This window comes from Aporhodopirellula rubra, assembly GCF_014192335.1.
GTDB lineage: Bacteria > Planctomycetota > Planctomycetia > Pirellulales > Pirellulaceae > Rhodopirellula > Rhodopirellula rubra.
Genome location: NZ_JACHXU010000002.1, coordinates 350,824 through 361,992 on the forward strand (window position 1 = coordinate 350,824; position 11,169 = coordinate 361,992).

The 11,169-nt window shown below is 54.6% G+C and carries 13 protein-coding genes; 8 read left to right on the forward strand and 5 right to left on the reverse strand.

What is annotated here, in order from left to right:
* The first annotated feature begins 18 nt into the window (after positions 1-18).
* From FHS27_RS03830 to FHS27_RS03845, 4 genes are all read left to right on the forward strand, one after another.
* Positions 19-384: an RND transporter gene (locus FHS27_RS03830; RefSeq protein ID WP_184302395.1), complete on the forward strand. Its 366-nt coding sequence runs from the start codon at positions 19-21 to the stop codon at positions 382-384.
* 104 nt (positions 385-488) lie between these two features.
* On the forward strand, positions 489-977 hold the full coding sequence (locus FHS27_RS03835) for a thioredoxin family protein (protein ID WP_246419054.1): 489 nt from the start codon (positions 489-491) through the stop codon (positions 975-977).
* Complete coding sequence (locus tag FHS27_RS03840) at positions 970-1,572, forward strand: cation transporter (RefSeq protein WP_184301891.1); 603 nt, start codon at positions 970-972, stop codon at positions 1,570-1,572. Before FHS27_RS03835 ends, FHS27_RS03840 begins: the two co-directional genes overlap by 8 nt.
* Positions 1,573-1,691: 119 nt before the next feature.
* Positions 1,692-1,844, forward strand: coding sequence for a hypothetical protein (locus FHS27_RS03845; protein ID WP_184301894.1), 153 nt, complete (start codon positions 1,692-1,694; stop codon positions 1,842-1,844).
* Positions 1,845-1,926: 82 nt separating this feature from the next.
* Here FHS27_RS03845 and FHS27_RS03850 read toward each other — a convergent pair whose 3' ends face one another.
* The 5 genes from FHS27_RS03850 to FHS27_RS03870 form a co-directional block, all read right to left on the reverse strand.
* Positions 1,927-2,982: a hypothetical protein gene (locus tag FHS27_RS03850; RefSeq protein WP_184301896.1), complete on the reverse strand. Its 1,056-nt coding sequence runs from the start codon at positions 2,980-2,982 to the stop codon at positions 1,927-1,929.
* Between the two features lie 261 nt (positions 2,983-3,243).
* Positions 3,244-3,567: a hypothetical protein gene (locus FHS27_RS03855; protein ID WP_184301899.1), complete on the reverse strand. Its 324-nt coding sequence runs from the start codon at positions 3,565-3,567 to the stop codon at positions 3,244-3,246.
* A gap of 137 nt (positions 3,568-3,704) precedes the next feature.
* Positions 3,705-4,034, reverse strand: coding sequence for a hypothetical protein (locus FHS27_RS30715; RefSeq protein ID WP_221224854.1), 330 nt, complete (start codon positions 4,032-4,034; stop codon positions 3,705-3,707).
* A 689-nt stretch (positions 4,035-4,723) separates the two neighbouring features.
* Positions 4,724-5,458, reverse strand: coding sequence for a hypothetical protein (locus FHS27_RS03865; RefSeq protein WP_184301900.1), 735 nt, complete (start codon positions 5,456-5,458; stop codon positions 4,724-4,726).
* Positions 5,459-5,585: 127 nt separating this feature from the next.
* Positions 5,586-5,951: a hypothetical protein gene (locus FHS27_RS03870; protein ID WP_184301903.1), complete on the reverse strand. Its 366-nt coding sequence runs from the start codon at positions 5,949-5,951 to the stop codon at positions 5,586-5,588.
* A 297-nt stretch (positions 5,952-6,248) separates the two neighbouring features.
* Here FHS27_RS03870 and FHS27_RS03875 point away from each other — a divergent pair, with 297 nt between their 5' ends.
* From FHS27_RS03875 to FHS27_RS03890, 4 genes are all read left to right on the forward strand, one after another.
* A complete protein-coding gene (locus FHS27_RS03875; protein WP_184301907.1) occupies positions 6,249-6,800 on the forward strand; it encodes a hypothetical protein in 552 nt (183 codons plus the stop codon).
* Positions 6,801-7,122: 322 nt separating this feature from the next.
* Positions 7,123-8,637 (forward strand): TolC family protein, encoded by a 1,515-nt coding sequence (locus FHS27_RS03880; RefSeq protein WP_246419055.1) that lies wholly within the window; start codon positions 7,123-7,125, stop codon positions 8,635-8,637.
* Between the two features lie 254 nt (positions 8,638-8,891).
* A complete protein-coding gene (locus FHS27_RS03885) occupies positions 8,892-9,434 on the forward strand; it encodes a hypothetical protein (RefSeq protein WP_184302456.1) in 543 nt (180 codons plus the stop codon).
* Between the two features lie 247 nt (positions 9,435-9,681).
* Positions 9,682-11,169, forward strand: coding sequence for an efflux RND transporter periplasmic adaptor subunit (locus FHS27_RS03890; protein WP_246419056.1), 1,488 nt, complete (start codon positions 9,682-9,684; stop codon positions 11,167-11,169).

An 11,169-nucleotide genomic window follows, 5' to 3' on the forward strand; every position in this document is an offset into this window, starting at 1 on the left:
AAGGAGAATTTTACGATGATGATGATGAAATGGATGACTAGCTTCAAAGGCATCTCGCTTGCAGCCATCGCCGTCATGGCGATCGGATTGAGTGGATGTAGCAAAGACCAAGTCACAACCGACGGTGCAGCGGAACCGGTCGCGGCAACCAACGTCGATCACAGCCACGGTGGTTGGTGGTGCGTGGAACATGGTGTGCCCGAGGAAGAGTGCGCATTGTGCGACACATCCTTGGTGGCCAAGTTCAAGGAAGACGGTGACTGGTGCGACGAGCACGATCGGCCCGAGTCGCAGTGTTTCATTTGCAGCCCCGCAAGATTCGACAAGTTCGCATCGCGATACGAAGCCAAAACGGGGCAAAAGCCACCGCAACCGGAGGAGTAGAACGGCCCGACGTTGTGGCTGGGGCGTCGCCTATTTTTGACGTAGCGGTCAGCTCGTGCAACGCCTCAGCGACACGTCAAACCATCAATGCCGGAACGAATTTTATGAACTGGTCTACCAAGCTCACAATAGCCCTGCTGCCAATCGTGTTTGCGGTTCTCCAAATGGGATGCGACTCTCGCGTTGCAGTAAAACCATTGGATGATCCGAAAGCGAATGGCATCAAACCTGTCCAGTTGACCGATGCGAATTTCCAGACGGAAGTGATCGAGTCGGATATTCCGGTATTGGTCGATATGTGGGCACCATGGTGCGGGCCGTGCATCGAAATGAAACCAACGTTGCGATTGGTCACTGAACAACTGACTGGTCAAGCAAAGATCGCGGAACTCAATATCGACGAAAACCCATTCATCAAAGAGAAGTATGGCATCGACCGCTATCCGACGCTGTTGATCTTTCGCGACGGCGAGGAAGTCGATCGTTTGATTGGTAAAAGAACTGAAGGCGAGCTAATAGAAGCTCTTTCGTCGTTTCTCAGCTTGTCAATCGAAGCAGAAGACGACATGAGATCGAAGGCTAAGCATGACTGACTGCGGATGCGAATTGGAAGCAGAAGGCGACGCACAGCGAACGACGCTGCGCGTGGTTTTGGCAATCAACGCTGCAATGTTTGTCGTCGAGATTGTCGCTGGCGTGCTTGCCAGTTCGACGGGCCTGATCGCGGACTCGCTCGACATGCTTGCCGACGCGAGCGTCTACGCAATCAGCCTGTACGCCGTCGGTCGGGCTGCCAACATCCGCCGTAACGCCGCGACAGCTAGCGGTGTATTGCAACTGGCGCTCGGCTTTGGTGTTTTGATCGAAGCGGTTCGCCGCTTCATCGGTGGCGGGGAACCAATCGGCGTTGCGATGATGGTGATGGGCTGCGTTGCTTTAATCGCCAATTCATTTTGCTTGTGGCTAATTGCCAAGCACAAAGGCGGTGATGTCAACTTTCGAGCTTCTTACATCTTCTCGGCCAACGACGTGATCGCCAACATTGGCGTCATCGTCTCGGGTTTGATCGTCAAACTCTCCGGCTCGCAAATCCCCGATCTAGTTATCGGCATTCTGATCGCTAGCGTCGTCGTGCGAGGTGGCATCAAGATTCTCGGGATGGCCGGTTCCGGCGAGGAAGCGAGTTAAGCGGTGACGGTAGGTTCCTTCGCTGCGTCAACTGACGGTAAGAGATGGACTTCTCAAAGCCGTTAGGCTTGGTGGTGGTCCGTCCATTCTGATTGGGCCGTTGTTCGTGGGTGGACTGCTTGGCTGTGCTGGACGGTCGCGAGGAGCTTCGTAGCGTGGAAGCTCGGGAACTGCGTTGCGGTTGGGAAGCGTTGGTGCTGTCATCGGCTGACGATCAGGTGTTCCGAAAGTGGCGACAGGTTCCGGTGGCTCGGATTCACTTGGTCGTGTAGATGCCGATCTTGGATAGTTTCTACCTGTTGCCTCACGACGCGCGCGTTCGCCGAGTCGATGGCAGTTCGTTCGCAAGCCGTTCTATTGAACAGTCGGCGGAGGAGGTGAATTGCCCAGCGGAGCCGCGTTTGGCGTGCTGGGCTGCGGAGCATAGTTTTGGGTAGGAGCACTCTGCGGAGCATAACCCTGAGGAGCACGCTGTTGTGGGGCATAGCCTTGCTGTGCGCCCTGCTGTGGTGAGTATCCTTGTTGCACGCCTGGTGGAGGCGGAGCTTGCTCTACTGCTCCGCTCCCCGCGGAATTTGGCGGCGGAGCCTGGCCTGATTCGGAGACTCCAACGTCGTTCATCAAGTGATGCAAAGTGGATTCGGCAATTTCAATTTTAGAGATCAGACCGAGTGTGCCGATTTGGCGGTGATGAATTCTCGTCCAACCTCGAACATCATCTTGGATGTGATGAAACAGCCGATCCGTTCCGAGAAGCTTGGAACGCATCGCTTCGCGGTCATTGTTGTGCTCGGCGGCATGAATGAACTTTGCTACCCCCAGAAGTTCATACCCTTCCCGGTAAGTTTCTGCGAATCCGGGATTGTGGGAATAGTTGTGGTGCATGTCGAGCAATATCTCATTCACCAGAGTTTCGAGACGTCCAGAAAGATCGCTGTACTGGGTGAATCCACCGAAAGGAACGATCGCAGGGCGTGCTGCCACATGTTGGCCCGCCGGTGGTGCGTAGTAATAGTTATTGCCTTGGACGTAGTACTGGCCCGTCGAATAACCACGAATGGTATTGGGAACGATGTGTGACCAATTGTTGTGAACGACGTCATGATGTTCTCGACCGATGACGTGCCCGTGCCCGTGCCGATCTCGGACGATGTGGTCATGGTGATCGACATGCGTGCCAGTGGATGGAATGACACCATGCGAACCACCGTGAATGACATCGTGATGTTGAATTCCGCGGATGTGCCCATGAGAATCGCGGATCACATGATCGTGATGGTCGATGTGCGGCTGGACGATTCCGCCATGACCATGATGATCGTGACCAGAGCCGATTTGGATTCTGAATTGCGCTGACGCCGATGTCGTCATTGCACAGAGACACGCGGCAAATAGTAGCTGAGTTTTCATAGGGAAGCTCCGATAAGCGGTTTGAGTTGCTTCCGATGTCGTCGAAACTCGGGAGCCATGGGAACGCGGTGAACTAAAAGTCTAAGTGGTTTTGACTTGGTGGATGTTGAGTTCTTTTGAACCGAGCATAAACCGGGTGTCATAGGTTGGGCTTGCGACGAATATGCCTGTGGCAAAGCCTACTTACCACGAAAACCGTCCCAGCCAACCAAATGGTCGGCCGAGACGGCTAGCTGCGGAGTTTGAACACTCTGTCGCACTCTAGTGATGCCAGTGGCCGCTACGATGCACGTCGTAGTGTCCCGGCTGCACGTGGAAGTGATTTCCATGCCGACGGATCGTCGGAGCGTGATAATCAAGGTGTGTGGTGTCGTGGTACGTCGGCTGTTGCCATCCGAAGTTGGGGTAGTGCGTTTGATGTCCGTGACCCCAATGCGAAGGTGTCACTGGCTGATAGACGTGGCCACTATGACCATGACCGTGTCCCCAACCGTGACCAAATTGCGCTTTTGCCTCACCGCCGAAGGCGAAGGTGAGAGCGGCGACCAGTGCGAGTGCGGGGAGAAGCTTTTTCGTGTTGAACATGACTGAATCCTATTGTGTTGCGGGATTTTTTGACTGTTCCAGATCACCGTGATCTGTGAACAAAAGAACGTGCGAAATCTCTGACGAATCCCCTTAACCAATTCCTAAGAATTTGCGATTTGGGGTGCTCTCAAACTTTAGTGATGCCAGTGGCAGCTGCGATGCACGTCGTAGTGTCCCGGCTGAACGTGGAAGTGATTTCCGTGCCGACGAATTGTCGGAGCGTGATAATCAAGGTGTGTGGTGTCGTGGTAAGTCGGCTGTTGCCATCCGAAGTTGGGGTAGTGCGTTTGATGTCCGTGACCCCAATGCGAAGGTGTCACCGGCTGATAGACGTGGCCACTATGAAAGCTGCTGTGACCATGTCCCCATCCATGACCATGCTGTGCTTGGGCTTCGCTACCAAGGGCGAATGTGAAGGCGACGGCAAGTGCGATGACAGGGAGGTAAATTTTCTTGTTCGACATGACTGAATCCTTTGTGTTGTGTTGCGGGGTCTGTCTGGAAGGGACAGTTGGCGGGAAACTTCATGTGAAACATCGCATGCGCCGTGCCAATCGCTATTAGCAGCAGTATTCCCCGTTTTTAAGCCTTTTTGAATGTTTTGACGCAAGGACCGCCGACATCCAATTGAGTACACCGTGTGATCGAATTGAAATCAGATGGCGACTCGGAACTGATTTTCGGTCATACAAATGGCTGGCACTGGCAGCTCTTTGTGAGATCGGGACATTCGCCTTGCAGATGCGCACGTCTCCGCATTGGTAGGAATCAAAGCGAACGGACTTTTGATTCCAGCTCGATGAATCAAAGTCTCTCTGAGCGGCCGCCCTGGAGATGTGCGACTTCGATCAACTAGACTCTGTTGATCGGCGGTAAAGATGCGCCCCGCGACATGGATTCACGACGCTTTGTTTGGCAGTTTCTATTGTTTGGAAGTCGCAAACTTGCGTGCGATAGGCAGCACAAGCCGGTAAGCCTGGCTGTTCAACCTTTGGTATTGACGCGTGATTCGACACAAAACGCTGAACGATTTTTTTTGTCCACAATCGAGGCGGTTTTGAGTCGGGAGGCGACGAGAGCCGTGAGTGATGCCGCCGCTTTCAACGACATTGACGGATGTGAATAGGACGTAACGGATGACGCACCTGTTATATCAACTCACGGTACGAGATGGTTGTCCTGAAACGGTTAGGCTTGGAGGCGGACCGTCCATTCGGATTGGACCATCGTCCGTTGGTGGACTGCTTGGCGGTGCCGGACGGTCGCGAGGCGTTTCATAACGTGGACGATCTGGAACCTCATTACGCTTAGGAAGCGTTGGTGCAGTCATCGGCTGACGGTCGGGCGTTCCGAAAGTGGCGGCTGGGTCTTGGAAATTTGGATTCACCGGGCTGTGTGAATGTCCGTCGTGTGAATGTCCGTCGTAGGAGTTTTCGCCATGGTCGTGGCCATCATTGGCATGGTGGCCGTGCTCGTTACCCGCTACGCCATTTGGGATTTGATTCTGACGGGGCGCACCGAAATACGGCGCGTCCAAGTACGGTGAAATCGGTTGGGAGAATCCACCAAGTGTCGGCTGGTAATACTCCAATGGGCAACCGACATCGTCGGGACAGTACATGTCGGCTTCGCCGTGAAGTCTGTTCAGCGGTATGTCAACGTATCCATGAGCGATCGGTGCGTGACCATAATAGCTGTCTGGGTAATCGTAAGAGTAATCGTGGACGGAGTAATGATCGTCATAGTAGTGCCCGTGAAAATTCCCATGGCCGTTGTGGTGATATGCGCCGTGACCATGCCCGTGCCAATATTGAGCCGTTGCTGGTTGAATTTGAAAAATGGCGACGATTGCGAATGCGGCGATCGTAACGACGGATGGTTTCGGCATGTTTTTCATTTCGTTGTAAGTTTTGCACAGAGACAAAGAGACTTAGACAAGAAGGACGGACGAGACTTGCTCGCCCGTCCAACTGATTCAGAACGGTCGGTAACATTCGCAAGCGAACAACGCTTTATTAGTGATGGCCACCAACACCTAGAACATGGAAGCGTCCGATATCAATGTGCAATCCACCGCGTTGACGAAAAGGCTGTGATCGGTAGGCAGGAGCGTACTGTTGCTGGTATTGCGGTTGATAGCTCGGTTGGTACGTTTGGCCGTATCCATAACCGCCGTAGTTCGATGAATAGCCGTAATTGCCATACGTTTGAATGGGTGCGTGAGCGTAGCCGCCATGGTGACCGCCACCGTGATGGCCGCCGGCGTAGGCGTGGTGTCCGCCGTGACCACCATGAAAGTAGTCGCTAGCGGTGGCACCGGTATTACCGGCAAAGACGAACAATCCTGCTGCGAGAGCGGCAATTGCGAAGGCACGATTCATAAGCGTCAGTCCTGACATTTGAGGGGAGGTTCACGGCAAGTGCCGCTGGTTAGCCTTCTAACGCATTGCGTGTGCCAAACCGAAAATCCATTGATTGACGCGGGTTTTGCCAGATGCCGCGCAGTCACATTGATTACTCGGCGTCGCGAATGAGACGACAGAATGAGAATCGTTGGAAGACTGACATTCTTCCCCTGCCCCTCGGATGGTCTGTTAGACTAACTCTTGGTGGGCGATGTGAATGGTCCGACGGATTGTGATTGTCCCACAGAAATCCCCTCGTAAGGAGTTGATTTGATGAGACGTTTCTTCACCATTGTCGTTGCCGTCGTTGCGTTAGCCACCACCGCTCAGGCCCAATGGGTCGTGCCGCACACGACCACGCATCAACACTATGTGCCGCACACGACGACACACACCGACTATGTCCAGCATGGCAACCATGTCGATGCCGTGCCTCATACAACGACGCACATCGACAGCGTTCCTCACACCACCACGCATTTCGATCAGGTTACGCCGTACAACCGCTACCCGACCGTGACGCAGCCGTATCAGCAATACCGATCGGCTCGTCCGGTGATTCAAGGTCAAGTGTATCCTCAGCAGGGACGTGTCATTTACCGAAACGGCATTCGCCAGACTTACACCCAACCGTATCAGTCGTACCGACCGTCGTATCAGCAACCGCATCTGCACACGCAAACGCACACTGACTACGTTCCCCACACCCAGACGCATATTGACTACCAACGACATGGCAATCATCTGCACGCGGTTCCTCACACGACCACGCACATCGACGCCGTTCCCCACACAACGACGCATGTTCATGGTGGCCATCACTAGGCTGAAATTAGAGGGACAAGAGATGCAATGACGTCCGCCGGAACGGAATCCGGCGTCACGCGGCCACAAACTAGGCGCACTTCTGCGGGTTTCTTCCGCACAACCGGCATCACCCGACCTGAGCAGGTTACGATTGGCCGGATTGCAAGGGTTCGACGTGAAATTCCAATGATGGCGTGCCGATGGAAACCAACGGCTGGTCTAATTTTTCACGGAGGAAAACGCGGTGATCGCAACACAACCGACCAGCAATCGTTCTCGTCAATCGCGGCGTCGGCGGTTGCGTGCGGCTCTGAGCATGACATTGACTATAGGCTCAGCGATGAGTTTCACGGCAGGTTGCCAGAGCATTGGTAATTACGTTGCGACATCAGCTCCCAGTTCCGCAACGCACCAATCGACGCAAGCGAACGTCCCCTCAACACCGGCGGCAGCCGTCGTTGCCGCACCCGTGATGACCGTCGCATACACCGACAAGTCGAATGACGAAAATCCTGGAGCAACTGAATCCGCCGGTTCCTTTCGCGAGATCATGTCGCTTGATTCGCCCGAACCATCGCTCAGCGAGGTCGCCGTTGTGCCATTCTCAACCGGCAATGATGACTACATCAGCGAACAGCCCGCCGGGTTGACGCTCGAAGCGATCGAGTCGATGGCTTTGGCGAACAATCCGACGATCGCCGAATTGGTTGCGACAACGCAAAAGGCCGCCGGTTTCAAGTGCCAAGTCGGTCTGCGTGCCAACCCAACAGTCGGCTACAACGCTACCCAAATCGCCGACCGAGGCACCGATCAGCACACGGTGTTCATCTCGCAAACGATCATCACAGGCGATAAATTGGCATTGAATCGCGCTGTGCTCAACGAAGCATTGCGTGCGCAACTGATGCAGCTCGAAGCCCAGAAGTATCGCATCGCGACTGACATTCGCATCACGTTCTACGAAGCCTTGGCGGCACAACAACGAGTGAATTTGATCCGCGACTTCCAATCGGTTGCCGACAAGGGAGTCGATATCGCCGAGCAACTTAAAGAAGCGCAAGAAGGCTCGCAGCTGGAAATCGTCCAAGCAAAGGTTCAGAAGAACGAGATTGACTTGGCTCTGCGGCAAGCCCAAATCCGTTTCGACGCCGCATGGCGAGAGATGGCCGCATTGGCGGGCAACTCTGACATGATGCCCGTTCCACTACAAGGCACGCTGCCGGGGGCGGAAACCACCTTGGACTGGTCGATCGTTGCATCCACCATGATCGCATCCAGTCCCGAAGTGCAGACGGCACAGGCACGAATCAACCAAGCTAGAGCCAATCTTTGCCGCCAACAGGCTCAGCCGATCCCGAACTTGGATTTGCAGCTCGCATCGGGTTATGACAACGGCACGGACAACGGCTTGATTAACTTCCAGGTCGGAGCACCGATTCCGGTCTTCAACAAAAACCAGGGCAACATCTCAGCGGCCCGCGCCGAGTACGTGCGTGCATCACGCGAACTCCAGCGGATCGAAAATTCGATTAAGGCACGCCTGGCCCAAGTTTCGCGAGATTACGACTCTTCACTGGTCGCCGTCGATCAATATGCCAACGACATTCTGCCCAACGCAGAAGAAGGTTTGAAGCTCGCCGAGCTTGCCTACAAAGCTGGCGAGACGAGCTTCGTTCAAGTCCTAGTCGCACGCCGAACGTACTTCGATACGAACCTGCAATACATCGTGTCGCAGCAGCAACTCGCTCAAGCCCGCGCCCGAGTTGATGGCTTCGTTTTGACGGGCGGCTTGGATGCCGTGGTGGACAACAGCGGCGACGATAGCTTGCGAGGATTGACGCTTAGCCAGCAGTAAGCTGACTGCCGATTCCACTTGAAACCGTCTCAGGATGGGACGGTGTCGAGGTCAGATTGATAACATGCTCAAAATTTATCAGACATCTCTTTTGCGGTATTTCCCAACGATTCGCAGTAATTTTTTGATTGGCACGACTCGTGCAATACCTGACCGCTGAAGATTTCGGTATAGCCCCTAACCGGGAAAGCCGATAGAACTACTGCGACGATTAGGCGCAATACGCCGATTGTCCGTGTCCTAACAAAGCGACCATGTTTCACAAAATCCTCACCTATTCGACGATGACTGCCGTAGTGCTTCACGCACTGCTGGGTTGTTGTGTGCATCACGCTCATGCGGGTCACACGCACAGTCACGATGTTGACCAGGTGATGGTGGACGTCCCGCACGTGGTCGGTTTTTGCGACGGTGACCACGATCACGATGGGCATTCCCACGAAGGTCACGAAGCTTCGTGCCAACATCAGCGCAATGCAGATGGCTCGATCGCTTGCGCTTGCTTTGATGACGAAGCGAGTGAAGTTGGTTCCGAACAGCCTTGTTCAGAATCGCCTTGTTCGGGTTCACATGGACCACATGAATCCTGTGACGAAGCGGACTGCAACATCGTTGCCGATCAACGAGACAACGACATTTCGTTGATCTTGACCTATGATTGGTCGCCCTTGCTGACGCACTGTTTGTCGTTGTCGTCGCAAGACATGCTCGCAGCACGGACGGTGTACGGTTCGCCGCCCGATCCGCACGACGTGCAGTCACCTCTCCGCATCAAGACGCAAGTCTGGCGTCTGTAATGGTCCGCTCTCGTCCGTGATTGGATGAGAGTGACTGTGCCTGTTTGCCGTAACGGAGGTCGTCAAGACTTTCGATCCTCGTGCATCGGCTCCGACACTCTTGGCGAATTTCGCTTGCGCTGATTGATTCAGCCTGCATTCGCCGGTCATCTGCCACGGACGCTTCTTCGCGTTGACCTTTCTCTGATCCACACACATTGAATCGTGGGTTGGTTTCTCCGGCAGTTGTTCCGTTGGTTTCGTTACCATGAAAATCCGTATGCCCAAAGTGCCCATGAAGTGGGTTTGGTTAGTCGCCACGCTGATACTTGTGATCGTCGGTGGTTTCACCTGGCAGCGTTGGTTCCCGGCCACGAAGGCGTGGGTCGATCAAACCGCTGTTTCGTTCCGCAACAGCGGCGGCGAATCGCACGAGGGTGAGGCGGCTGGCGAGGTTGATCCTCATGCCGGTCACGATCACGCGGCCCACGCCGGGCATGACGCAGCGACTTCGTTAGAACTGTCAAAGCAAGCGATCCGCAACATTGGATTGTCCGACGAAACGATCCGCCCGATCAAGTTGGAAACCTTCCGCCGCTCCATCACGGTGCCTGCTGTCGTCGTCGAGCGTCCTGGTCGCTCTCGAGTCCAAGTTGCGACGCCGATGACCGGCGTCGTCACGCACGTTCATGCCGTGCAAGGCGAAGCGGTCGAGCCGGGAAGTCTGCTGTTCCAGATTCGCTTGACACACGAAGACCTTGTCAATGCACAGACCGACTTCGTCCGCACACTCGGTGAACTAGATGTCGAGAATCGTGAGATTGCACGTTTACAACAGGTCACACGAAGTGGTGCGGTCGCTGGCAAAGTGCTGCTGGAACGGGAGTACTCCCGAGACAAGCTGAATGCAAATCTGGGCGCACAGCGCGAATCCCTTCGATTACACGGCTTGTCGGATAATCAAGTCACGCAAATCGAACGCGAGCGACGACTGCTTCGTGAGCTACAAATCTTCGCACCGAGCGTCGATAGCCACGGTGAGGAAGAATTGCGGTTAACCCAGCATGTCATTCAAGCGAGTTACGTCAAGGCCGACCAGAACAATCACACTGGCCCATTGATCTTGCAAGACTTGGCCGTGCATAAAGGCCAGTCTATCAATGCGGGAGAAACGCTCTGCATCCTAACGGACTACGACGAACTGTTCATCGAAGGACTCGCGTTCGAGCAAGACATCAAGCAACTTCGGAGAGCGTCGCAAAACGGCTGGAAAGTCGATGCGATCTTGGAGGAACCAGGTTCCGAATCTCGTGTGATCGAAGGCTTGGAAATGGCGTACCTCGCCAATCAAGTCGATGCCCAGTCGCGAACGTTGAACTTCTACGTTCGCCTTCCCAACGAAGTCGCCAAAGATCATCGCGCCGACGGCAATCGTTATGTCGAATGGCGTTACGTTCCCGGTCAACGGATGCAGTTGCGAGTACCGGTCGAAGAAATGCCGGAACAGATCGTGGTGCCTGTCGAGGCGGTGGCGAGCGAAGGAGCGGAAACTTTCGTGTTTCAGCAGAACGGCAGTCACTTCGATCGCGTGCCGGTACATGTGAAGTACCGGGATCAGTATTCCGCCGTGATCGACAACGACGGATCGTTGTTCCCCGGTGACGTCATCGCAATGCGTGGCGCTCATCAGATGCAAATGGCTCTCAAAAACAAGTCTGGCGGTGGAGTTGATCCACACGCGGGCCACAACCACTAA

Bases quoted from the DNA above. Each gene is read 5' to 3' on its own strand.
- FHS27_RS03830 (WP_184302395.1), top strand. From the start codon at position 19: ATGATGATGAAATGGATGACTAGCTTCAAAGGCATCTCGCTTGCAGCC.
- FHS27_RS03835 (WP_246419054.1), top strand. From the start codon at position 489: ATGAACTGGTCTACCAAGCTCACAATAGCCCTGCTGCCAATCGTGTTT.
- FHS27_RS03840 (WP_184301891.1), top strand. From the start codon at position 970: ATGACTGACTGCGGATGCGAATTGGAAGCAGAAGGCGACGCACAGCGA.
- FHS27_RS03850 (WP_184301896.1), bottom strand. From the start codon at position 2,982: ATGAAAACTCAGCTACTATTTGCCGCGTGTCTCTGTGCAATGACGACA.
- FHS27_RS03855 (WP_184301899.1), bottom strand. From the start codon at position 3,567: ATGTTCAACACGAAAAAGCTTCTCCCCGCACTCGCACTGGTCGCCGCT.
- FHS27_RS30715 (WP_221224854.1), bottom strand. From the start codon at position 4,034: ATGTCGAACAAGAAAATTTACCTCCCTGTCATCGCACTTGCCGTCGCC.
- FHS27_RS03865 (WP_184301900.1), bottom strand. From the start codon at position 5,458: ATGCCGAAACCATCCGTCGTTACGATCGCCGCATTCGCAATCGTCGCC.
- FHS27_RS03870 (WP_184301903.1), bottom strand. From the start codon at position 5,951: ATGAATCGTGCCTTCGCAATTGCCGCTCTCGCAGCAGGATTGTTCGTC.
- FHS27_RS03875 (WP_184301907.1), top strand. From the start codon at position 6,249: ATGAGACGTTTCTTCACCATTGTCGTTGCCGTCGTTGCGTTAGCCACC.
- FHS27_RS03880 (WP_246419055.1), top strand. From the start codon at position 7,123: ATGAGTTTCACGGCAGGTTGCCAGAGCATTGGTAATTACGTTGCGACA.
- FHS27_RS03885 (WP_184302456.1), top strand. From the start codon at position 8,892: ATGTTTCACAAAATCCTCACCTATTCGACGATGACTGCCGTAGTGCTT.
- FHS27_RS03890 (WP_246419056.1), top strand. From the start codon at position 9,682: ATGAAAATCCGTATGCCCAAAGTGCCCATGAAGTGGGTTTGGTTAGTC.